Origin of the sequence: Rhodococcus sp. SB1D (assembly GCF_048573875.1) — a bacterium.
Taxonomy (GTDB): domain Bacteria; phylum Actinomycetota; class Actinomycetes; order Mycobacteriales; family Mycobacteriaceae; genus Rhodococcus_F; species Rhodococcus_F qingshengii.
The window spans coordinates 1-22,751 of sequence record NZ_JBMAIQ010000027.1 but is presented as its reverse complement, the minus strand read 5'-3'; the positions used below and the strand labels follow the sequence as shown (position 1 = coordinate 22,751).

27 protein-coding genes are annotated in these 22,751 nt (G+C 61.3%); 15 read left to right on the top strand and 12 right to left on the bottom strand.

The features are described 5' to 3' along the window. Together ACN50D_RS30900 and ACN50D_RS30895 are read left to right on the top strand one after the other, a co-directional pair. Positions 1-259: MerR family transcriptional regulator (locus tag ACN50D_RS30900; protein WP_419970249.1), on the top strand; the 259-nt coding region annotated here is incomplete at its 5' end. Positions 260-286: 27 nt separating this feature from the next. Then, positions 287-487 (top strand): hypothetical protein, encoded by a 201-nt coding sequence (locus tag ACN50D_RS30895; RefSeq protein ID WP_042445278.1) that lies wholly within the window; start codon positions 287-289, stop codon positions 485-487. Positions 488-681: 194 nt separating this feature from the next. On the opposite strand, the gene ACN50D_RS30890 is transcribed toward ACN50D_RS30895, so the two are convergent. Together ACN50D_RS30890 and ACN50D_RS30885 are read right to left on the bottom strand one after the other, a co-directional pair. Next, entirely contained in the window at positions 682-1,380 is a 699-nt protein-coding gene (locus ACN50D_RS30890) for a GAF domain-containing protein (RefSeq protein WP_042445280.1), read from the bottom strand. 58 nt (positions 1,381-1,438) lie between these two features. Then, on the bottom strand, positions 1,439-2,086 hold the full coding sequence (locus ACN50D_RS30885; protein ID WP_212634175.1) for a GAF and ANTAR domain-containing protein: 648 nt from the start codon (positions 2,084-2,086) through the stop codon (positions 1,439-1,441). A gap of 269 nt (positions 2,087-2,355) precedes the next feature. On the opposite strand from ACN50D_RS30885, the gene ACN50D_RS30880 reads away from it, so the two are divergent. Further along, positions 2,356-3,123, top strand: a complete 768-nt coding sequence (locus ACN50D_RS30880) for a GAF and ANTAR domain-containing protein (RefSeq protein WP_212634174.1) — start codon at positions 2,356-2,358, stop codon at positions 3,121-3,123. 96 nt (positions 3,124-3,219) lie between these two features. Here the strand turns inward: ACN50D_RS30880 and ACN50D_RS30875 are convergent, their stop codons facing one another. Continuing rightward, on the bottom strand, positions 3,220-3,975 hold the full coding sequence (locus ACN50D_RS30875; RefSeq protein ID WP_212634173.1) for a GAF and ANTAR domain-containing protein: 756 nt from the start codon (positions 3,973-3,975) through the stop codon (positions 3,220-3,222). A gap of 1,325 nt (positions 3,976-5,300) precedes the next feature. Between ACN50D_RS30875 and ACN50D_RS30870 the strand changes: the two genes are divergently transcribed. Then, positions 5,301-5,720 carry a hypothetical protein gene (locus ACN50D_RS30870; protein WP_212634172.1) on the top strand — a complete coding sequence of 140 codons (420 nt, stop codon included), beginning with the start codon at positions 5,301-5,303 and terminating at the stop codon, positions 5,718-5,720. 197 nt (positions 5,721-5,917) lie between these two features. Here the strand turns inward: ACN50D_RS30870 and ACN50D_RS30865 are convergent, their stop codons facing one another. After that, positions 5,918-6,892 carry an alpha/beta fold hydrolase gene (locus ACN50D_RS30865; protein WP_419970248.1) on the bottom strand — a complete coding sequence of 325 codons (975 nt, stop codon included), beginning with the start codon at positions 6,890-6,892 and terminating at the stop codon, positions 5,918-5,920. Between the two features lie 71 nt (positions 6,893-6,963). Between ACN50D_RS30865 and ACN50D_RS30860 the strand changes: the two genes are divergently transcribed. Further along, entirely contained in the window at positions 6,964-7,512 is a 549-nt protein-coding gene (locus tag ACN50D_RS30860) for a TetR/AcrR family transcriptional regulator (protein WP_212634170.1), read from the top strand. A gap of 142 nt (positions 7,513-7,654) precedes the next feature. Here the strand turns inward: ACN50D_RS30860 and moeZ are convergent, their stop codons facing one another. Further along, positions 7,655-8,833 carry an adenylyltransferase/sulfurtransferase MoeZ gene (gene moeZ, locus ACN50D_RS30855; RefSeq protein WP_212634177.1) on the bottom strand — a complete coding sequence of 393 codons (1,179 nt, stop codon included), beginning with the start codon at positions 8,831-8,833 and terminating at the stop codon, positions 7,655-7,657. A gap of 25 nt (positions 8,834-8,858) precedes the next feature. On the opposite strand from moeZ, the gene ACN50D_RS30850 reads away from it, so the two are divergent. From ACN50D_RS30850 to ACN50D_RS30830, 5 genes are all read left to right on the top strand, one after another. Next, positions 8,859-9,209 (top strand): hypothetical protein, encoded by a 351-nt coding sequence (locus ACN50D_RS30850; RefSeq protein ID WP_212634169.1) that lies wholly within the window; start codon positions 8,859-8,861, stop codon positions 9,207-9,209. Positions 9,210-9,253: 44 nt separating this feature from the next. After that, positions 9,254-10,426 (top strand): acyl-CoA dehydrogenase family protein, encoded by a 1,173-nt coding sequence (locus ACN50D_RS30845; protein WP_212634168.1) that lies wholly within the window; start codon positions 9,254-9,256, stop codon positions 10,424-10,426. A gap of 52 nt (positions 10,427-10,478) precedes the next feature. Continuing rightward, positions 10,479-10,742: a MoaD/ThiS family protein gene (locus ACN50D_RS30840; RefSeq protein WP_212634167.1), complete on the top strand. Its 264-nt coding sequence runs from the start codon at positions 10,479-10,481 to the stop codon at positions 10,740-10,742. 68 nt (positions 10,743-10,810) lie between these two features. Then, on the top strand, positions 10,811-11,602 hold the full coding sequence (locus ACN50D_RS30835; RefSeq protein WP_212634166.1) for a class I SAM-dependent methyltransferase: 792 nt from the start codon (positions 10,811-10,813) through the stop codon (positions 11,600-11,602). A gap of 422 nt (positions 11,603-12,024) precedes the next feature. Next, positions 12,025-12,453, top strand: a complete 429-nt coding sequence (locus ACN50D_RS30830) for a hypothetical protein (RefSeq protein ID WP_212634165.1) — start codon at positions 12,025-12,027, stop codon at positions 12,451-12,453. A gap of 432 nt (positions 12,454-12,885) precedes the next feature. Here the strand turns inward: ACN50D_RS30830 and ACN50D_RS30825 are convergent, their stop codons facing one another. The 6 genes from ACN50D_RS30825 to ACN50D_RS30800 all read right to left on the bottom strand — a co-directional run bounded on the left by ACN50D_RS30825 (position 12,886) and on the right by ACN50D_RS30800 (position 17,012). After that, a complete protein-coding gene (locus tag ACN50D_RS30825; protein ID WP_212634164.1) occupies positions 12,886-13,308 on the bottom strand; it encodes a hypothetical protein in 423 nt (140 codons plus the stop codon). Positions 13,309-13,447: 139 nt separating this feature from the next. Next, positions 13,448-13,933 carry a S41 family peptidase gene (locus tag ACN50D_RS30820; RefSeq protein WP_212634163.1) on the bottom strand — a complete coding sequence of 162 codons (486 nt, stop codon included), beginning with the start codon at positions 13,931-13,933 and terminating at the stop codon, positions 13,448-13,450. Then, positions 13,930-14,415, bottom strand: coding sequence for a hypothetical protein (locus ACN50D_RS30815; RefSeq protein WP_212634162.1), 486 nt, complete (start codon positions 14,413-14,415; stop codon positions 13,930-13,932). The genes ACN50D_RS30820 and ACN50D_RS30815 overlap by 4 nt, the downstream gene beginning before the upstream one ends. A gap of 117 nt (positions 14,416-14,532) precedes the next feature. After that, positions 14,533-14,955 carry an ABC transporter permease gene (locus ACN50D_RS30810; RefSeq protein ID WP_307850590.1) on the bottom strand — a complete coding sequence of 141 codons (423 nt, stop codon included), beginning with the start codon at positions 14,953-14,955 and terminating at the stop codon, positions 14,533-14,535. A gap of 277 nt (positions 14,956-15,232) precedes the next feature. Then, positions 15,233-16,234, bottom strand: coding sequence for a LolA family protein (locus ACN50D_RS30805; RefSeq protein WP_212634161.1), 1,002 nt, complete (start codon positions 16,232-16,234; stop codon positions 15,233-15,235). Positions 16,235-16,520: 286 nt separating this feature from the next. Continuing rightward, complete coding sequence (locus ACN50D_RS30800; RefSeq protein WP_249343313.1) at positions 16,521-17,012, bottom strand: hypothetical protein; 492 nt, start codon at positions 17,010-17,012, stop codon at positions 16,521-16,523. 895 nt (positions 17,013-17,907) lie between these two features. Between ACN50D_RS30800 and ACN50D_RS30795 the strand changes: the two genes are divergently transcribed. The 5 genes from ACN50D_RS30795 to ACN50D_RS30775 all read left to right on the top strand — a co-directional run bounded on the left by ACN50D_RS30795 (position 17,908) and on the right by ACN50D_RS30775 (position 21,685). Further along, entirely contained in the window at positions 17,908-18,054 is a 147-nt protein-coding gene (locus ACN50D_RS30795; RefSeq protein WP_212634160.1) for a hypothetical protein, read from the top strand. 695 nt (positions 18,055-18,749) lie between these two features. After that, on the top strand, positions 18,750-20,042 hold the full coding sequence (locus ACN50D_RS30790) for a phospholipase A2 (protein ID WP_212634159.1): 1,293 nt from the start codon (positions 18,750-18,752) through the stop codon (positions 20,040-20,042). 57 nt (positions 20,043-20,099) lie between these two features. Beyond that, positions 20,100-20,486: a hypothetical protein gene (locus ACN50D_RS30785; RefSeq protein WP_064689828.1), complete on the top strand. Its 387-nt coding sequence runs from the start codon at positions 20,100-20,102 to the stop codon at positions 20,484-20,486. Positions 20,487-20,886: 400 nt separating this feature from the next. After that, positions 20,887-21,390: a hypothetical protein gene (locus ACN50D_RS30780; RefSeq protein ID WP_212634158.1), complete on the top strand. Its 504-nt coding sequence runs from the start codon at positions 20,887-20,889 to the stop codon at positions 21,388-21,390. 112 nt (positions 21,391-21,502) lie between these two features. Further along, a complete protein-coding gene (locus ACN50D_RS30775; protein ID WP_212634157.1) occupies positions 21,503-21,685 on the top strand; it encodes a hypothetical protein in 183 nt (60 codons plus the stop codon). On the opposite strand, the gene ACN50D_RS30770 is transcribed toward ACN50D_RS30775, so the two are convergent. Further along, positions 21,657-22,139, bottom strand: a complete 483-nt coding sequence (locus ACN50D_RS30770) for a hypothetical protein (protein ID WP_212634156.1) — start codon at positions 22,137-22,139, stop codon at positions 21,657-21,659. The genes ACN50D_RS30775 and ACN50D_RS30770 overlap by 29 nt on opposite strands. Positions 22,140-22,751 lie beyond the last annotated feature (612 nt).

Below are 22,751 nucleotides of genomic sequence, written 5' to 3'. Positions count from 1 at the left end.
GCTGCGACTCTACGAACAGTACGGCCTGATCACCCCCGCCCGCACCCGCGGCGGTACCCGCCGCTACAACGACGAGGACCTTACTCGTCTGGGCCGCATCACAGAACTCATCGCCGACGGCATCAACCTCGTCGGCATCAAACGAGTCCTCGAACTCGAAGACAGCACCGCCCTACTACGCCGCGACAACACCCGGCTACGCGCAGACAACGCCCACCTACGCCGGAAAAACACACACGACACAGAGAAACGTCCGTGATCGCCCGACAGAGAAAGGGCCACCGCCATGGAAGACAACCGCATTCGCTCAGCCCTCGACGCGACACCCGACACCGACTACCTCGAACAAACCATCCCAGCCGACCCGAATGCAGTGGATGCCGTCGACCTCGAAGCCCTCACCACGGAACTCGACACCCCATGGCCGGCTCCCGAGGGAGATCTGCTCGAACAATCGACACCCGCCCCGCTCGACGACGAACGCTGAGGTTCCCTGTCCGACTGGTGCACTACACCAACCGGGCAGGGAACGCCCTGCCGACCCGAGGCATCACTGCATCCGAATACGTTGTCTAACAGCTCTTTCGGGAACGACTGCACGACCGGGTCTGAGAGTGCATACGATACGAAAACTTCCCGGTAAGGATCACTTCATGCTCGTACCACGCAGGAGGCTCTACCTCACCGGGCATCCGGGTTCGCCAGCACCAACGACGAGTACGCCGCGGCGCTGATCCCTCGTCGCCGCGCGTTCTCCGCCAGCCGTGCAGTTGCGAGTTCGATCGAAATACCGTCGAGTTCGGCGATCATGCCGACTGCCTGTTCCACGTCGCCGCGGACCGCGATCAGCTTCTTGACCGCCGTCACCACCTGCGAATGACGATCTTGACGACTGTCCGTGGACAGAGTCAGAGCGGCCAAATCTGCCATCGACTGCCCGTATGCATTACTACGCTCAGCGCTGTGCCACGAATCGTGAGTGAAGACCACGAGTGATCCGAGCGATGTCCGACCCAACCTCATCGGAAAGCAGCGGCACCCGCCCAGCCCATGTTCGAGTCCTGAGCGACCGAATTTCCGCCACCGCTCCCCCACGTCTTTGAAGCTGTCGACCATCACAACCGCTCCGCTCTCAGCGCTCAGCGCAGCCGGACCCGATATGGCAAGAGTCCGGTCGGGAACGAACTCGGCATTTGCCGACTCCACCAACACATCGAGATAACCTTGCTCCCCGTTTCGCACGACGAGGACGCACCACACACCGCTCAGATTCTGTCTCGATCGCTCAACGATCGTCTCGAGTACACGCAGGGAATCGAAGTCGGTGGTGAGAAGATGAGTCACCTCGGCAATGCTCAATTGTATTGCGGGGGTGTTCATCCTGGGCTCCCATCGTCAAGTACTGCAGAGACATTGCGCGATCTTTCCGAATCAGATGTCATCCGTCGTCACCACCGTGTGCGAATCGGATCCGCCGATTCACGACATCTGCGGCGATCTCCCAAATCGGCCTCCCCGAGGAGTACGCGGCGGCTCGAAGCCGAGAAAGCGACTCTTCGACCGAGACACGAAGTTGGATCGCGATCATCCCGACTGCCTGGTTCACCTCGGGTCGGTGAAAGGCATTGACGAGCATCCCGGCGTCCAGATCACCGGTGACAGGAAGTTCGGCAAGAATCGCCATCGAAATCGCAGCGGCACTCGCAGTCGCCAATTCGATCTGCTCGTCGTCGAGGCCAATGGGATCGAGACGGTACAGTTCGAGCACACCGAAGACATCACCTCCGCCCCTGAGCGGAAAGGCGAACACCGATCCGACACCGGCTTTGTCTGCCTCGCTGGCAAACCCCGGCCAGATGTCATTGGCGGAATCACTGGAAGTGTCGTTGCAGAACATCGGTCGCTCAGTTGTAAATGCATCAACGCACGGACCGTCACCGCCGGTGAACTGTAGTTCGTCGAGATGTTGTGCCACCGAGTCCGTCGCGTACATCAATTCCCTCGACGAAGAGCTGCTGAGCACTGTGATCGCCGCCCCGTGAACTTTCGCCAGCCTCAAACACTGTCGACACAGTTTCGCGGTCATCGGCAACTCGACTGATGCGCGGCGCCCTCTCTCACTTTCGGATTCGTCGGGAAATTCGGGTGTGTCCTGACTTCCTCTCGGATCTGCATTCACAGGACGCACCTCCTCAGTCGCCTTCACGGGGCACACACGGCGCCTGGTCACTCCGATCCGGCGTAAAGTCGAGATTACCGAATAGAGGTACTTCTCAGGCGCGCGGCCGAGTCGGCCGCGTCGGTGCCACTTTTCGTTGGTGGACCACTTCCACCGCGCGGATCGGGCAAGAAATCATGAACTTCGACAGTTCTCATCCGCGCGCGCGACCGTCGGCCGCCTTCGTACGAGCACAAGGTCGCGAGCCGCGACTCATCGATCGCCTCGAACAATCTCTCTCCATACCGGCTGATTCCCCGGATCGAGTCGTGGAGTTGATGATTCGATGCACGATCGCCGCCGTCGAGTTGGTTGTCGGTGTTGATCACGCCGGTGTCACGGCATCCCTGGACAGCGAACCGTTCACCCTCGCCCCTACCGATGAACGTGTAGAAGAATTCGATCGCACGCAATATCTCCTCGGTGACGGACCCTGCCTGTCAGCATCGCGCACGGGCCGGTCGGTCCGAATGTCGGTCAAACAATTAGGCACACGGTGGCCAACTCTCGGCATTGCTGCGCGCAACGCCGGATTGGAAGGTTTTCTCGCGATACCACTGTTCAACTACAACGAGCCGGTCGGGTCACTGAACCTGTACTCGCATTCAGCGGTGGCAGAGACGGACCGGGACCGCGATCTCGTCGTCGTCATCGCCGAATATCTGGGAGCGGGGCTCGACGCCATCGCAACAGACCATCGACTCGAACATGCCGCCAACGCCCTGCGCCGAGGAATCACCTCACGTGCCGACATCGAACGCGCAGTCGGAATCTTGATGATCCGCCGCAATACAGACCCCCAGACCGCGCTTTCCGAACTCCAGGCTTCAGCACGTCATCAGTCGCGGGATTTACTGGACGTTGCACGTCAGATGATCATGTCAGCCGACGACGAACGCACATAGAGCTTCCGATCGACCGGTCAGAACGCTGCGACGGCACGAAGCGGCGTGCCGTCGATAGGCGGGAGAGCTCACCATCGCCGCGTTCGCGGGGCCTCGTCATCTCTCGGTGATGCGCACACTCGCCAGCAGATCCTCTGCCACCGCCCGCAGTTTCGTGTTGGTGCGTTGAGACGTCTCGACCAACATCGCGAACGCCCCATCCGCATCGACACCGTGCACCGCCATCAACACCCCCTTCGCCTGATCGATCACCGCCCGCGAATCGAGAGCACGCTCGAGCTGCAGAGCCAACTGCCGGGCACCTCGATAACGTTCGGTACTGCCGATCGCATACCCAGCGGCAGTGGTGAACAAATTCATCAACGCCACCTCAGAACGAGCGAATCCGTCCGCACGACTGCCGTACACGTTCACCGCACCCACACGCACCCCGGGCTCGAGCGCAGGCAACGGAATCGACAGGAAACTCTGCACCCCGAATCGCCGGGCCTCAGAAGCCAGACCCGGCCACCGCTCACTGGCAGTCGTGCGGTCCGCCACCACGATCTGCTCGCTCTCCGCGGCCTCGATACACGGCCCCTCCCACGACCGATACTGCAGCTCGTCCACCATGGCCACCTCACGGGACGTGCGCGCCGCCGTCGACGCAGCACCCTCCTCATCGAGAACCGTCACCCCCGCCATGTCCGCATCCTCGATCAACTCCACCGCATGCTCACACAACCGGTTCAGATACTTCTCGATGTGACCGGCCGGATTCAACACCCGATACAGATCCTGCAACGCTTCGGCAGCCGCATCGAGCGGAGGAAACCACCCATCACCGACAGCAGCGCTTCGTACGACATCCATCCCACACCTCACACGCACTCCCACGAGACCGTGACGGCACACGACGAAAATGGGCAAAACCCCGATCTCCACTTGTCAACAACTCACGAATGCCCGAACACACCACTACCAAACCCACACCGCCGATGCCGCGTCCCCGCCGCACCGGCAACCCGAACCTAGGGGGCCGCCGGCGCCGAGGTGTGAGCGCCGACGCCGGCGAACCCGATGCGCATCCCGGCACTGCCCGTGCCGGGATGCCCCTTTCGAGGATGACCCACCCCCGGCGAGTGGACAGCCGGAAGGCAGGTCGTCTGCGCGGCGTCCTGAAATCCTCTTCGAGTGTTCCCAGTGCCGCACCCCGGAGATATCCCACACACCGCCAACGCAAACCCACCCCGACCACAAAACGTCAACGGCATGGGGATGTCTTCCACCGCAACACCCCGCATCACGAACGACCGCCCACGCCCCACCACCATCAGCACCGGGGAATTGGTGCTGCGGTTGCCGGGGAGTTGGCATTTCGTGGTGCGGATATCGATTTGACGTACCGACACCACGCAGCCGGTGCCGCGAAGGTTGTTTCTGCTGTCGAACAGGTTGGACGACGGGCGATTGCAATCGCAGCGGACCAAACGGGCAGACACCGCGCGCGTACGTTCACATCTCGTAACGGTCGACATCTCACCTATGCAAGAACGAGCAGACGCCCTTGCCCACCGGATCAGATCAGCGACTTGTCATCGCAGTAGCACAGAGCAAACGGAAATGCGAGGCCCGATCGACAGGTCACCACGTGGAATGGGCGCCTCGATCGACGATCCAACTCGTCCTGCACGATCTCGAACCGAACCTCCTCACAGCGGCTCATCTCATTCAGACCCTCCAGCCGGCAACGCTCGGAGACCAGGTCCTGATCGCTCATCCCGCGTCTGACGGCCTGCACCGTGTACTCTCCCGTCCGATCCGTAGTCGTTCGGATCGGTGTACCCACGAAAACGGTTCATCACAACCATGCCGCCGCGCATTCGCGGTAGCGCTCTCACCAACGATGTTTCAGCCCACCGGCCTCGAGGTAACTCCCTCGTGCGGCGGTTCCGGTGAGTCGCGAACCGGCGCCCACCAGCACGCTGGTCACGCACGTCGGTTCGCCTGCTCTCCGAAACAGCTGACCTCAACGAATTTTCCGTTTCGATGTCTTACGACATGCCGACACGTACGGACCGTGTACGTTCCGGGCGTGGCGACGCGACCTCACCAGTCACTCTCCGCTGGAGATCATCGCCGCTCACCGCCCGGCAGCACTGCGGGCAAGGAGCCTCATGATGAACAAAATCTGGGCCGTGGCCGCCCTGGCCGGCGCGGCCATCGCATCGATCGCCTGCGGCAGCGCCTCCACTCAGGACGCCACGAGCGGGCTCGATCGGCCGATGACACCGCCCACCGGAATGATCACCGAAACAACCACGACCACACCCACCTCAACGTCCGCAGCTGCATCGACCGAGCCGCACCGTCTCGACGAAGCGAAACTCGCCGCGTTCGTCGTAGGCTTCCGCACCCAGTTCCCGGAACTGGCACGCGAGCGCGAGGACTCCAGCATCGAAACTATCGCCGTGCGCTCGTGCGAAGACATCGCCCACGGCTTCGAAGAACAACGCATCGCCACCGAGATCCGATCATTGGCCTCCCACGACGGCACCGAACCGAACGAAACGGATGTACGGCGCATCTACGAAATACTCTCCCCCGTCTGCCCATGACACACTCCCCACCGCGGCACCCTCCGGATCACCTGCTGTGCAGTGACCGACAGCGCGGGTAGCCCGAACCCCATGAGTACCGTGACCGAATCCATCGAACGCCATCGCCTGCCCCGCCGAGCTGACCAAGACTGCACTCCCACAGACCTATCCGAGTCATCGCCAATCTCAAGCAGCCTCAACTGCTGCAACGATGACTAGAACCCGCGCTCTCGTTCACGGACAACCAGTGCCTCCCACATCGCATGCAGTTCGTCCGGGTACTGCATGGGCAGCGAGTGGGTTCCACCCGGCCACACGCGGACCGTTGCATTCGGCAGCGTGCGGGCCGTCCGCGCGGCAGCCTCCGCGTCAGTGACCGCACTCTGCGCGCCGAGCCCGACGAATGTCGGCATCGAAAGCCGCGCAAGCGCCGCATCGTCGAACTGCACGGGTGTCGGCAGCGCGGCGCGGTAGCCGGCCGCGCCCGCGTCGATCATCGCCGCGACAGGGCTCGTGATCACTTTCCCCTCCTTCACGCCGCCGATGGACTCAAGCCCCTTGCGCCGCCACGACTCGGGCAAGAACGGTAAGGCCGATGGCAGTGTGGCGACGTACATCTGCCAGCGCAGGCCAGCCAAAACCAGAATCGGCTCCCACAGCGTCAGAGTCGCGACCCGTTCTGGGTGACGCGAGGCGAGATTCGCGGCGCTCCAGCCGCCGAAGGAATGCCCGATCAGGTGCACACGGGTGAGCCCTAGGCCCGTGAGCGCTTCGTCGAGCCAGGCAGCCTGGTCGCCCGCTCCGCCGAGCGGCCTGTCCTGCACGCTCTTACCCGCATCGCCGAGCGCATCAATCGCATACGCCTCCCGGTTGCCGAGCCTACTGAGCGTGTCGGCCCACATCGGTGCCCCGGACGACCTGCCGGGCACCAGGACCACCGGCACCACTCCGGCCCTGGAGATCCCGTACCGGTAGACACGCACGATACCGAACTCAGTTCGCACATCTCGCATTTCAGTGGCCTCGGGGCATTCCCTGAATGCGAGGTCATACCGCGCCAGATACGTCGCACGTGCCGACGCCGACCGCCAGTATCCGACAGGGCTCGGGTCCCTCACCAAGTAGGACCCGGCAGCAGCTGAGCACGCGATCGCGGCGAGTGTAATCGCCGCTCTCGGTCGTCGACCCATAGTTGACCTCTTTTCCAATGCACCCGCATCGTAACCCGATTTCGATGCACTTGCATTGTTAAGATCGGTGGATGCCGAAACAGGTCAATCACGCGGAGCGCCGCACCGAGATCGACACGATCGTCTGGGAGATCGTCGCCGAGGACGGAATCGCCGCCGTGACACTCCGTTCGATTGCGGCACGCGGCAACATCTCGATGGGCCGTGTACAGCATTACTTCCCCACACGAGACGCGATTGTCCAGCACGCACTGACCTCATTTCTCGCAGTCGCCGAGCGGGCGCACCCGATCCCGGACGACCCCCGCGACGGCCTCCTCACCCTCCTTATCCACGCGATCCCGCGCGACGAGCCGCAGCAGCTCGGCTCGAAAGTCTGGTACGCCTACCTCGCAGAGTCCATCACCGACCCGGACCTCAAAGCGATCGTCAGCGAGGCGCTGCGTGGTACCGAGGACCTCGCCACCACTCTTCTCGACGGGGACCGAAACCGAGCCCGCATCCTGCTCTCCGCCGCAGACGGAATCATCTACCGCGCCCTGATCGGGATCGTAACGCCACAGAACGCCGAGGCCGCCATCCGCGACCTCATCTCGACAACCGCTCCGCGTACCCCTTGACCGATGTCAAAGGTATTACCATGCACCGCACCGTAGTTGAGGTAAACGCCGCACTAGCTCCTGGTAACCGAGAACAGCAAGTACCACGTGCCGCCAAACAGTGGATACTTTGCAATGCCCTCCGCCCGGTGTAGGGGAAGGGTCAGTAGATCGGGAGCGTTGTGTCGATCTGCTGAGCCCAGGCGATGACACCGCCTTGCAGGTGTGTCGCATCTGTGAATCCGGCGTTGTGGAGGAAGGCGAGCACTTCCGCGGACCGGATACCGGTCTTGCAGTGCAACACGATCGGCCGATTCTGCGGTAGCTCGGCGAGCGCTTCCCCGGACAGGAGCCGATCCTTCGGGATCAAGGTGGCACCGTCGATCCGGACGATCTCCCATTCGACCGGTTCACGGACATCGATCAACTCGAAATCACTACCAGAGTCCATCAAGGCTTTGAGTTCGGTCGCGGTGATGGTTCCACCGACTGCAGCGCTTCGGGTTTCGTCGGAGACGACGCCGCAGAATTGTACGTAATCGACGAGTTCGGTGATCGGCTCACGATCAGGGTTCCGACACAAGGCGACAGTGCGGTAGCTCAGCTCGAGCGCGTCGTAGACAACCAGACGGCCCAGTAGCGAGTCGCCGATACCGGTGATCAGTTTGATCGCTTCGGTGACCATGATCGACCCGACCGACGCGCACAAGACCCCGAGGACGCCGCCCTCGGCGCACGAAGGCACCATCCCCGGCGGCGGCGGCACCGGGTACAGGTCGCGGTAGTTGAGGCCGCGGCCGTCGGGAGCGTCCTCCCAGAACACCGACACCTGCCCTTGAAAGCGGTAGATCGAACCCCACACGTACGGTTTGTGCGCCAGGACTGCAGCGTCGTTGACGAGGTAGCGGGTCGCGAAGTTGTCTGTGCCGTCCACGATCAGGTCGTAGCCGGAGAAGATGTCTACGGCATTGTCCGATTCGAGGCGCACAGTGTGCAAGCGGACCACGATGTCCGAATTGATCTCTGCGATGGACTCTTTGGCGCTTTCCGCCTTCGGGCGGCCCACGTCGGATTCGCCGTGGATGATCTGGCGTTGCAGATTGGACAGGTCGACGTCGTCGAACTCGACGATCCCCAGCGTCCCGACACCGGCCGCTGCGAGATAGAGCAGCGCGGGCGAACCGAGCCCCCCGGCCCCGATGACCAGCACCTTGGCGTTCTTGAGTCGTTTCTGCCCGTCGACGCCGACATCGGGAATGATCAAGTGGCGGCTGTATCGGGCGATCTCGTCGACGGTCAGGTTCGCGGCCGGTGCAACCAGCGGCGGAAGGGGTGCGTGCACGGACACGTCCGGACTCCTCGAGTGAATGTTCGTTGTCACCGAAATGGTCGGAAAAAGGCTGATTTCTGTCACCGGAATGGACGAATTGCCGAGACTGCAGGTAACAAGTAAACACACAAAATTTCATTCACCTGCGGCGCTCCTCGCCTCGACATTCCCTTATCGAAACACGGTTCGTCAAATTCTGCACAATTTCCCGGAATCGGCGAAAAGCATTGCCACGCCGAAAAGATCACCAGTTGATAACCATAAAAAGTCACCGAAAAATAACTGCCATCCACCGATATTTCGGGTATTGCTCATCGATAAATCGGGACATACGATCAGCGTGATCGGAATTGTTTCCGCGTGCACGCACACCACCAGACTGGAGTGAAGTCCGTGATCGATGTCGTTTCGCGCAGAGCGGAAATTGCCGATATGGTCCAATCCCGATGGGGCAGCCTCCTGACGGAGATCAGTGACACAGTGGTCGAGCGTGACGAGGCCAGACAGCCTCCACCTGAACATTTGATGACGGTGACCGGTTCGACGGGCTTACAGGCCTTTTCGCTTCCGCTGCGGGTAGGCGGAGAAGAAGCCGATGCCTTGACCTGGGGAATGACCCTCGAACACATCGGCTATCTGTGCAAGGATTCCGCGTTACCGTTGATCATCAACCATCAAGTCGATATCGCCCGCCTGATATGCGAATCCGGCCGCGAGGATTTGATCGACCGGTATGCGCAACCACTCGCGGACGGACGGTGCGGCGCGGGTATCGCATACACCGAAAACGCTGACGCGTTTTCATTTCGCACAGAAATCCGCCGAAAAGGGGACGGTTACGTCCTCAACGGTTACAAGTCGTATATCACCGGCGGCCAGATGAGCGACTATTTCCTGACGTACGCGCTCGACGAATTCGGCGATATGCAAGCCTTCTTGGTCCAGACCGACGATCCGGGCGTCACGGTGACACCCGCAGCGCCGATGGGAATGCGAACAGCAGGGGCCTCGTCCGTCACCTTCACCGATGTCGAACTCCCGCGCGAGCGCATCCTCGCTGCCACCGACGGGCTCACCCACGCCCAACGATTTCTTGGTAACCAACGCCTGTGGATCGCGTGCGCACCACTGGGGCGCGCGCAGGCGGTCCTCGACGAATGCGCAATACAACTGGCGGGAACGACCCGATACGGCGAACCAGTCACCGACCTGAAGAACGTCCAAGCGTCGCTGGGGCAGATGTACATCGCGATCGAATCCGCCCGCGCAACGCTTTACCACGCCCTGAGCCGCGTCACGGAAGGGCACACCGAACCTCTCTTCGACCCCGTGGTCTCGGCAGCGAAAGTCTTCGCCGTCAACCAGATCCGATTCGTACTCGAACGAGCACTCGGAATCCTGGGCGGCTTCGCCTTCTACGAATCACCTCACCTGGGCCGATACATGCGCGACTTCGCCGGATTGTCCCTCGCCGCAGGCACCCAGGACATCCTCGAAATCAACCTCGGCGCCGGAGTCGTCGCCCGAGCAGGCTCGAACACAGACGCTGTCGCCGTCACCCACGGCCGCCGTCCGGAAAATCTGCTCTCACCCACGGTTGCCTGAACCGGCCCCAGTCCCTCCCGCACCGCCAAGGTCCGAACGAACGGAGAACCCCATGATTTTCGAATTCAGCGGCATTCTGCAACGCGCAGCCTCCACCCGCACGGTGACCCTTCCCGCCACGACCCTCGACGACGCCCTGACCTCGTTGACCACCCAGATACCCGATATCAAACGAATCCTCCTCGACAACACCGGCCAACTACGTCAAGCCCACCGAATCGTGCTCAACGACAACCTCCTCCAGAATCCGGATGCTTCCCTGCCACTGGGCCACGACGATCGAATCGCCTTCTACACCGCGGTAGCTGGAGGTTGAACGCAACCACACGCCGAACGAGTCCTGCGGCAAAGCAGCAACCCGAAAACCACTCCGGGAGCGCAACAATGGACACGACCGAGATCGACGACGGCCTGTGGGGCGTCCGCGCCGACGACTGGGCGCACATCCAACAGCGAACGATCACCCCCGCCTCGATCGCCGTCCTCGACGAACTGCAGATGCACCACGGCGAGGCTATTCTCGACATCGGTTGCGGTGAGGGAACTTTCAGTGCCCTCACCCGAGAGCGCGGCGCAGTCGCCGCCGGAATCGATGCCTGTGTTCCGCTCATCGCCATCGCCCGCCGACACACCCCGGACGGGGACTTCCGGGTCGGCGACATGGAACATCTCCCCTTCCCCGACCACACTTTCCACGCAGTGACCGCCTTCAACAGCCTCCATTTCGCGCACAACCCAGCTCAGGCGATCAGAGAAGCAATTCGGGTGCTGCGCCCCGGCGGACGCCTGGTCCTGGCCACATGGGGACCACCCGACGAATGCGATGCCATCACCTACCTCGTCGACCTCGGCGCGCTGATGCCACCCGACTCGTCCCTGACCGCAATCGGTATCGACGCAACAGATCTCGACGCACTCGGCGCCACCGTCGCCGCTGCCGGGCTACACCGGTCCCCGACCAGAGTTATCCCGTGCCCCTGGGAATACTGCGACCTCGACACCGCACTTCGAGGACTGCTCTCCACCGGCCCCGCAGCGCGCGCCATCGAGCACTGCGGGCTGGCCCACGTACAGGAAACGATCACCGAATCGATCGCACCCTACCGGCGAGACGACGGCTCCTACATCCTCGACAACACCTGCCACTACTTGATCGCCCAACACCCCCACCGGTAGACACCCACACCTCTACCTGAAGCACGCAGACCGGCCCCTCAACACGAGACAGCCGTTCCGTCCCTCCGCCCACTGCGACTGGGCAACCGACATCGGCACGACGCTCCCCACCTACCGACCACTCCCCATGCGGACGTGACTCCGGCTGGTCAGTCATCAGGGATCGCCGGTTGCACCGCGTGTGGGATCCCATACCCCTGTTCGACCCCTTCTCGGCAGATTGGTGACACATGAACATCGAAACAGTCAAGCTGCGGCGCAGTATCGCCGCTCTCGTGGCCCCGGGAAGGTCGACTGGCGGATGTGCAGTATTCGAAACGTGCGGTATTCACTTGGGAGCGATCAGGCGTCCGCAAGCCCGCCGACAGGTGTAGTCATCTCGGGCGTGTCCGCAACAGGCGTTGTGTGTTCTAGTTGGTTCCATGGACTGGGTGGGTAGAGAGTTGTCTACGGCCGCGATGCTCGGAGCAACTACGGGCGCTGCCATCATGGTTCCAGTTGTCGGTCCCACCGGATTTTTGCTGCCCGCAATCATCGGCGCGGTAGTAGGACTGGCCGTCGGGTTGGGTGCGGTCGCTGGCGGACGGTACGCGCTGGCCACTGCACGTGTGTGGCCAGCGCGTAGCCACCGCTCGTGGAAGCACCGATTTGCATTGTGTTCGACTGTGGCCGTCCTTTTGATTGTCGCGGGCGCATTCATCTGGGCGATCGCCGCTTCAGGCGAGTTGTCACCGCAAGGTGCGGGGTTCCCTGGAACCCTCTTTGTCTTGGCCGCGGTACTCGCAGTGAGTTATGTATCCGCGTATGGATTCGCTCCATACGCGCCTACAGGGCCGAAGATCGACGAGTGATTCTCGGTGCTCGAGATCGCGGTCCGAGTGCAGAGGACGTGAGCGCACCGAACACGTGCCGGACAGACAGGTGCACCGGCTGAGCGCGCCCGCAGACCACTACGTCGCCCTCGCCCGGGACGCGGACCCCGCCCACGTGCAGCAGCTCTCCGACGAGATCGCGAACCGTAAGCGGAGCTGACCCGAAGCCATTGCCGAGAAACGGCACGACGCCTGGCACAAGAGCAATCACCCCTGCGTGCCGGTGGCGACATCACCCACCCCGATCGAGAAATTCAACTCTCGCAGCTCAACATCCAGATCAATCCGTTGCGTCAACCGACCGCCGATGCGGCGACCTCTTGCCCAGCCACCCTCTCCACTGCTCGTTGCAGTCTCGATCGCGCTGCGCGGCAATGGAGCGTCGATGTTTTGGCGAATTCGGGCGCCGGGCTACCGAGTACCGGCAGTCTGCTTTCGGCGGGCGGCTTCCGTGCTACCCCAGATTCGTCGATCGTCGCCGTCACGAAAGGTCACCCCGACCCCTTCAGTTCCCCAGTTGATATTTGTGACCTCGCCGTCCTTGTCCGAATCACTATTGGAGGTGGTCGTACCTACCGGGCCGACTTCGACGACACCCCAATCGTCGGGCAACCTAATCCTCACACCTTCCGCGTCGCAATCGTGCAGCATGACTTGATCCAATGCTTCCACCGGAATCTCCGACTGCACGTCGCACCTCGACAGCGACTCGTATCCCGGCTCGATTACTTGTGGCTCCGGCCCACAACCGGCAAGCAGACACGCCAGCCCGCAAGCCGTCAACACCGTCACGAAACGTGGGGCACCCTCCCGCGCAGCAGCAATTCCGAGCATTGCGACCCTCCGTTTGCAGTCCACCAAGTGACGAACTTATCGGTTACATCCGTTGTCGTGCGGCCATTGCCGAGCGGCATCGATAGTTTCCTCTGGTGCAGTCCGCGAATTGGGCTCGATCGGTTGCTCGTCGAAGCTCCTACCATCCCGGTCGACGTACACACTTTGTCGTGAGCACGAGGCGGACACCATCGTAAAGAGGGTGCACTGAGTTCGCGGATGAGTACCCGGCACTGTCGGAGCCGAAGGAACGGACGTTGTCGAGTCCGCGAAATGCGGTCAAGACCGCTTCTCCACTCGACGCTGTATCCCCATCCTGCAAAACGGCTATGGGTTGACCGGCGACTTTCGGCATCCCTTCAATCGGAACTACAACGTCGTCGATACCGGCTCCGTCGTCGGCGATGTCCACCGCCTCACGGGTACGGAAGGTCATTGCGGTCCCGTTCGGGAGGAGCGTAGCCAGACCGGTCAGCATCGGATACATTGTCCCGCCGGTGTTTCCGCGAAGGTCGACAATCCGGGCGCACGTGGTGGCGGCTGCGCCTGCAATACCGTCAGCTGCGGCGTGGGCGTAGCGCTGCTGCATTTCGCTCGACACGGGGCCCACGGCGGGAACTGTCACCGTGGTGACTCCGTCGGCGCTCGTGACTGTCGGGGCGTTGAACTCAGTCGCGGCTCGGGTGTTGGATCGTTCAGCCCTCGGGTGTTGGATCGTTCAGCCTTGGTCGGGTCGAGGAAGAACGAGTGTTTTCCTCCCGCAACCTTCGCCGCTGCCGCCAGCGGTTCATGCAATTCAGCAATGCTCGATGCGCCTACGGCGATAGCGTGCACGCGTGCCCGTTCTTCATCCCATTGCGGGCCTGATGCGTAGTAGCCACCGTCCATCACGTCCAAGGCGAGCTCGGCATACCTCTCCGGCGATGGAGCGAACAAATAGAAACCGTGTCGAGGCCCGTATTCGTTTGCTGCCCAGGCACCAGCAGTCAAGATGACAAGCACGGCCACTGCGGCAATTGACAATGCCTTACGCCACCGTCGACGGGGCCTGGTCGACGAACGCGTCGACGTTGCGCTGTCACAATCGATTTGAGGTGCAGCCGTCACCCCCTCACCCTAAACGTACCGCCTGGTCTGCTTCTAATCGGCACTACCTCTCACATCAGCCCCCCAGCTAGGGCATGTCTGACGATTGGCTCGCCCAGAGGCGGCTTCGGCGCGCGTCTACGCAGCCGCTGCCGAACCTCTCAGTGGTGTACCCGGGCGCGGGATGGCCTTCTGCGTTGCGGCGGCGACCAACCCAAGGGCTGCCAGAGGAACAGCGAAGAGAAGAGATCCCCAAAAAGAGCTCCAGTTCGCCAACCCGGCGATGGACAAACCAACGAGTGCGGCGACAGCCAACCACGAGACCCACTTTCGCATTGCCAATGCGGCCACCACAGGCGGTGATGCGAGCAGTAGTCCCAGGCAGATCACCGGCCAGACACCTAACACGTGGACGATGTGGTCATCGCACCGGAAGGAGGATCCGCTCTCGCCGGTCTTCGAGCACCCCAACGACACCTCAGCCATCGTCCATGAGGCACCGACCCACACGGTGAAGGCCAACGCAGCCCCGACAGAGACCCACCACACTGCTCTCGACACGCCCGCAGCCTAGCCCGGATCGCGGGTGTTCAGCTCCACATCAACCCGGGCAAGGCCCGTCGAGATCGCGAAAGGGACGAGGCCGTCAATCAGCTGAGTGAAGGTTGCATCAGATGCAACATTGATGCATCTGTTTCGGCGCTGCTTGCTCGTCATGTTCGTGGTCAGTGACGTCCGGGCAGGTTGACTGGCGGATGTGCAATATTCGAAACGTGCAGTATTCCGCCCCGGAATGGACACCTCGATCACGGGCTAAGGCACCCGGACCAAGGATGGACTAGATTCGTCCACGCCCGGGAGGATCTATTCTTCGGCCGCGATCTACCGGTTCGCCTGGATGCAAACTCTGTTGGAGTTCGTCAACCGCTGCGCTGTCCAGATCGGCGTGAATCGTCCCTGCCGCCCAGTCCCACAGCTGGGTCGACCAGACATAATGGGGCACACCCCATTTCGGCTCCCATCCTTCGGCGCTGCGCGAGCGGCGGGAAAGCATTGCTGCACTGTTGGATGCATCGAAACCTCCGGAATCCGTTGCACGAATATCCTCCGGGGTGAAATCGATGGGCACGCGCACCCTCAACGGGACATCCGCCACGTTCTCCGTGAACCACTGCGCCTGCTGACGTTGCTTGGCTCGATGCTCGTCGCGGAGCAACTGCTGATGCTCCTCGGACGTGTAGGCCGGGCCGTCCCAAACGAACAACGTCTCTTCCAAGGGCTCGCCGATAACGACATCGATGAACTGTGAGCCCTCCCCAACCTCATCGACACGGTAGCCGAGCATCTGCCCGGACTCGGTATCGACCCAGATGCGGAGCGGGTACGGCTTACCGTCAGGTGGCGCGAGTTGCACGGTCCAACAATTCCGTCCAACGAACTCGGCGACCTCCACCTCCCCAACCGGTTGAGCGAAGTCGTCACCGGCCCATTCGGCCGCGTTTCGTCGTCTGAGCAGGAACTGGCTGGGACCGAGATAAATGACGCGATCAGATGAGCCGACCCGGGGTCGATCGGAACGGCCGGTGAAGTCCCAAGCCCGAACACCATCACTGATGAAAACAGGTTCTTCGTCGATGTTCTCGACCCGTATCTTGTCGCCTTGCCGCCAGACCCGGCATCCATGACCCGGCACCACCATCATCGGAGGTTGTCCACTGTAGGCGAATCCACCGCTGAACGACTCGGGAGCACCCTCGACACGAACCTCGTGAATCGTCCCTCGGAGGGGAAGGTCCGGGGCGGTAGTCAGCGCCGTAAGGACTTCGATCCAGGCTGTCATAGCCGCAGCCTAGCGGTTACTGGTCACACCGAAGTACAGTCGATCGGCCCTCCGTCAACGGGACATGGGGGGCGGGAACTTCCGAGTGTTTATCGGGGTCCTGAACCGCATTTCGATCCGAGAATCCAAAGTGTGATCGCTGCATTCAAACGAGAAAATGAGTGTTGCAGCCGCTGCAACATTGATGCGCTTAGGTGTGGCGGTGCCTGAACAAGCTGGTGGCGCATGGTCGATCCGATTCCTCATAGCGTCGTTTCCTGGGAAACAAGTGGCCAAAGATCGAGAGTCATGTTGCATCTGAATCGAATAATGGCACTTTGACCTCATCGGTCTTGTCGTCGCGCAGCCCTCGAAAGGATGGGTGCCGCAGGCTACCGCCAGTGAACTCCCGGCACTCCACGTCGCACACCAAAAATGGCCTTGACCAGGATGCATTGCGGGTCACGACTCTCGGCGGCTCGATGGTGAACGGGCTGATGGACTGTTCGAGTTCGACGAGCTTGGCTCGCAGTTCGCGGCGCTGTCGATCCGTCAGGCCCGTGCCAACATTTCCGACATGGACAAGCAATCCTGAGTCGTCGTGGGCGCCGAGGATCAGCGAACCGACTCCGCCTGCTGCGCCACCCGATCCAGGGATGAATCCGCAGAGTACGGCCTCACAATTAGCCCTCAACGGGGTCTTCAACCAATCCCGAGAGCGCTTGCCGGGCTGGTAGATTGAGGAAATATTTTTGGCGGCGATACCTTCCAGATGGTGCTTCTTCGTGGCTTCCAACATGGTCGGTCCGTGGACGTTCAGCCAATGTGGTCGGACGTTAATGCGTGGATGTTCGAGGCTGAGGTTGGCGAGTGCTTCACGGCGCTCGAGAGCAATGCTCGACCACACGATTTCTGCCAACCCCGCCACATCACCGAGAGCGAGATACATGAATTGCTGGAGGCAGCGTAGCAATCCCTGTACAAACCCGCCCGTCCACTGTCACTGTTCGTAATTCGCGTACACCGCCAAGATTTCTTCGATCACACATGACCACATGCTCGGCACGGGACAACGTACGGGAGGTGTCGCCGGTGCCGAGCAGGTTTGCGACGGACTGCGCCACGAGCAGGCGCAGATCGGTACTGACAGTTCCTTCGGAGCGCTCTGCCTTCGGCGGTAGTTCGAGTCGGGTGCCGGCGGGCAATGACTGGCGGCAATGTCACGAGAGGTTTCGACGGTGCCGCTCGCCGAAACGGCTCATTTCGTCGTCCACGATCTTGGCGATGTCGCCGCAACTACCCGGATCCGGACTCAGCACCAGTAGTGCACCCACTGGTTGTCCACCGACTCGGAGGCCCCCGGAACTGATTGCGCACCAGGTGATGAAGTTCGAACCCACCCGACTCGTTGTCTCCGGACCCGAGGTCGACCGAATTCTCCGCCGTGAACCGAACGAACCCTCTGCAGTAATAGCTCGCCGGTCGACGCGATCGCTACGGTCACGTCGACCGGCTCACAGTCAGAAGAGAGTTCGCGAAACCGTCTCTGCGATCAGGGCTGGCTTGGACTATCTCCTCGCCCACCCGATGAACACCTTCACCAGTACATCCGTTTCGTGAAATCAGGTTTCTCTCTCGACTTGGGGTGTTGAATACGCCCGAAGTGCAGCGGCCTGCAACGGACACGCCGCGACATGCCCGCTAACAATTCACCGCAGTTCCACATCGTGTGGACCAACAACCTGCCGGCCCTGGACATGAGCTCTCTTCAGTGGATTCAGGCGAGCGCGTCGCCACCGACACGGCTGACATGGGGCGACAAGATCTGCCTGGCCGCATAGATGCACACAGCGACAACTGCCCTTTCGCGGAGCCGGTTCGGTCAAAGTTGTTGCGTTTCATCGGAATTCCAAAAACCGGTCGGTCAGTCTATCGAAGCTTTGGGGCACTCGCAAGTCGTTAGTTTCGTTACCAAAGTGATGCATGTTTCTTTTGTGGAGGATGAGGTTCTCTTCAAGACTACGAAGAGCGGTGTCCACCGCGACTTCGAGAAAAGAGGGGTATCTCGTGAGATTTTCCAATGACTTTGCACCACCTCGCCGCAAGCGCAGACCGCGCGGGGCCCTGTCGTTCGCCACGCTGTCCTTTGACCGCGCTGCTTTGCGCGACAGGTGCGGGTACAGCCCTGGCCCAGCCGGCACCGAACCAGCCTTCCATCACGCCCACATCGGCGCCGACCAGCACTGTGAACCTCTCCCCCGAGGATGACACGCCAAAGCTATGCGCACCGACCACCGGCCGCTCGACATCCCCGACCACCGTCCCGACGACCACGTCGACGACCACATCAGCTCCCTGCGCCGAGACGACTACCAAGACGGCCACGAGCGAACCCTCGACTACTCCCACCGGCGTGACTGCACCACAAACGGGAGACATATCGTCAGAAGCCCCGACTTCACCCTCACCGGGTGCCAAGATCCCCTACAGCGGCCTTCCTACCGAAAACCCCAACAGCACAATAATTCCCGGTCAGATGTGCTCCGACCGAGAGGAATGGCCGGAACCGTTCACCAAAGAGGATGCCGATCGGGCCGAGGTGCGCGAGTTCGAACTCCAGCAACGACAAAGTGCCGCGGCACGAGGGCCTGCACCTGGGCCGGATTGCCAGCAGTACTGGCCATCGGACAAGTGGGTCTGCGGCGCGATTCGAGACAAGTACAACGTGTTAGGCGCCCAGTTCAGCTTCCTGCTGTGGCCGACCTCAGACGAATTGGTCAACCCAGACGGATTCGGGCGTCGCCAGACATTTCAGAACGGACCGATCTACTGGTCCGCTGCATCCGGCGCCCACCCAGTGGCCAATCACTTCTTCGCCGCCTGGCAACGCAACGGATGGGAAGCCGGACCGCTGAAGTACCCGACGACCGACGAGATCGTGAACTCGGACGGATTGGGACGGCGACAGGAATTCCAGGGCGGCACGGTCTACTGGAAGTTGAACGAAGCCTATTTCGTCGGCGGTGCAATTCGAGACAAATGGAACGGCCTCGGAGCTGAGGGCGACGACGGGTTACTCGGCTACCCGACCTCCGATGAAACGATCCTGCCCGACGGTCAAGGCCGCATGAATCACTTCGAGCGAGGCGTCGTCTACTGGAACCCAACCACCGGTGCCCACGAAATCGGTGGGTTGATCCAAGGTCTGTGGTCTTTGTCCGGATATGAGACAGGCCAATACGGCTACCCCAGCAGCGGGGAACACCTCAATACCGCTGGCGATGTTGTCCAGAACTTCCAAACAGGTCAGATCAACCTGACGCAGACCCTGGACAACGCCGGCTCTGCCGAGCTGGTCGGAAAACAGGTCAACCAGATACTTCTGGACGCCCTCGAACGATATGCCGCTGACAATGGTTTCGATTTGGAGGAAGTACTTAACGGGAGCGGCTCGGGAATGGCGCAACGCTCGTCGAACGACGGCGGAATCAGCGTGCCTGCTAACTACATTTACGATCCTGACCTCGGAAGCTTGCACGATTACTGCACGAGCTCTCCCGACCAGTTCCCTTCCCCTGGGACAAATGCTGATTTCAGTGGCGGTTGTGCGAGACACGACATGTGTTACGAAGCTAACGAAGGCAATTCCGCCGCATATGTCGAGTGCAACCGTCAGTTCAAAGACGATCTTCTCACCGTATGCGACAACGTGTACTCAGGAGGATGGAGCGTCGTGACCCGCAATGCATGCAAGACCACTGCCCGGTCCTACTACGAGGTAGTCGTACTTCGCCACCCGAGCGAATGGGGAGGTCACCTCGACAACTGAGCAAAGGAAGACAGCCCGCCACTCGATCTTGAACACTTCGGCGATAGGATTTAAGTAGTGACCTCCCATACGGACAACCGAAAGCCGATCCCTGAGTTGACATTGCTCGCCGCCGGTATCGTCGCCGCTGTGATTGCAGGGAAGGCGATCGGCTCGAGTACCTGGTTCGCGGTATTCATCTTCCTCTGCATCTTCTCAGGACTGGCAGCGGTCTTTTCCACAGTTCTCTCGTCCCGCGGACTGGCCTTTCAGGTCGCTTCCACCGCATTGGGTTTGGCCGCAGTAGTTTTCGGGCTCTTGTGGTGGAACAGCCACCGCCTGGACAACGAAATCTTCTCGCCTGTCTTCATCGGCTATATCGGCGGCGGACTACTACTGTCAGGAATTCTGAACCTGACATACACACTCCGCCATCGACATTCCGAAAACAGCACACCCTCCTGAGACGAAAGCTGACGGCATATCGGGCCGGTCCCTCCCCACTGCGGCGAGGGCCGGCCCCTTTGCCGATCGAGATTCCCGTTGACTGGAGCGAGAGGAGCAATGGGCGCCGCCGATCAATGCCGCCCGCGCCAGCGAACCCACCCATGCCGTGATCGCGGCTGCACGGGCCGGCTACAGCTCCGGCACAACACCCGAAGACCCAGCGCCCAGTCTGAGCCTTTGACATGGGAAAATGACGCGTCCCCCCACGCAACACAGATGCACGACATATACCGCCCGGCAGGGGCCGGCGAGTCAGCGTCGATGTGGGAGAAGGAGAAGCGTTCGTCCTCAAGGCGCAAACCGGTTCAGCACCCGTCCTTGGGCCAATCCCCAAGGGGCGAGTAGAAAAGGAGTCCTGATGCTTGTCGAACGGTTCCAATCGGTGGTCAAAACGGACTACCACCAATTCCACATCGACCCAGTCCAGTCCGACAGCATCCCCGACGGGGCCTATCCCGAATTCACCCTTGCGGTATTCGGCGGACAATCCATCCGGGTAGGAGTCGGGATACGGGTAGGGCCGGTCAACCTCGTACTGGAAATTCACGACTCACCGCCCCCGTACGTTGATGCCGAATGGGAAGATGCCGTCGAAGGGGACTTGTTCTACGACAACCCCGGCGGCGTCGTTGTCTGGCATTTCTACTCTCGCGGCTTCGATCAGGCCATCCCCGAAACTCCCGGCCAAACCCTCACTCCCCCAGGTAAACACCGCTACCGCGTTCGGATCTACGCCCGCGGCCGCGACATCGAATACGATGGCCCCCTCGTCGGTGACCCCGTCGAGGACTATCTCATTCAGATGTGGCCTACAACGGAACCTGAACCGGCACGAGAGATCAAAAACCTCTCAGGCCGTTAACTTACAGTCGCTACCGATACCACAAGTGTCGTCCTTGCCTATTGGGCGAGGACGACACTTGTTGTATCGGGGTCCGTAGACGAACTCGGCAGTCAAGAAGAGACGAAATACTATGGCAAACGAACTGTCCACCACCCTCGAAGCTCTGGCCCACCTCCTCGACGTCCACCGCATCGGCACCGTCGTCGCACGATCACGACGCACCGATGACCGCGGCGTCACAGAATTCGACTTCACCACCAACACCATCCACCGGACCGGGTCCATCACCGACTGCCGACCTCGTTCTCGATGAGACCGAAGGGAGGCGTGCTGGGGTCTCGCGTGTAGCGGACGACTACGTGTTCGGTGAACAGGTCCGGTGGAGTGTTGTCGACGATGATCACTTGCCCGTCTCGGCCGGCGCTCTCAAGCCAGTTCACGATGTGCTGGTACATGCCCTCGACCAGATGGATGTCGGCGAACTCGGCGTCATCCGCCTTGCCGCCGAGGTTCTTCTGTGGGGTGTCGATCATCAGGAATCCCGGATGGGCGTTGTTCGTCTCATACGCGATTTCAAAGATTGCGAGCATCCATGCCAGCGAGACAAGAACTTGACCGCCGCTGCTGGCTTCCCTGAAGTGCTGGCCGCGAACATGTGGAACCAGATTGTTGTCAAGGTAGGGCGGGGTGCTGCTGTCCCCGTTGACCTTCGGGTACTGGATCTCGGTGAGGATCTCGGCATAGCGCCGAGAGATCTGGGCGACCACCGAGTCTCGATCGGGTCGCCGCTTCTTCTCTCCTTGTTCTTTGCGCAAAGCCCTCGCAGGTCACTGACGGTCTCAAACTTCACGCCGGTCTAGACTCCCGCCAAGAATCCTTCTAGCGGGCACAGCGCAAGCTTGGGTCCACCCTAAAACAGTCCATCAGGTTTGGTCTACGGAGAAGGTGAACCGTTACCAACCGAACACTTCACTTCCAGCGTGGCGCGATCACGCGGAGCGCCGCGCACGACGTGGCCGCCGACGCAGCTGGGCGCACTCACTGCCGAAGCGGGAAGCGCGACCGCGCATATGGGGTCGGTGGTGGGTGGTGACCGGCACGATCCCCCAGACCCACCCCCACCCGAAAAAGAGTCCCAACCGCATCGCACGTCTTGGCGAGTCCGCACGGCAACGAGATCCGACTGCTCCAACCGGCGTAACAGTCGAAACTATCGGCTAGTTCCTGCCCCGCAGGCGCTCTTGAACGACAACGAACTCCGAAATACCGAACACTTACAGTCGACGACACGACACGGCTCCCGCCTGCCGACACTCCAACTCGTCCTGAACGATCTCGAGCCGCATCTCCTCACAGCGGCTCAGCTCGTCCAGACCCTG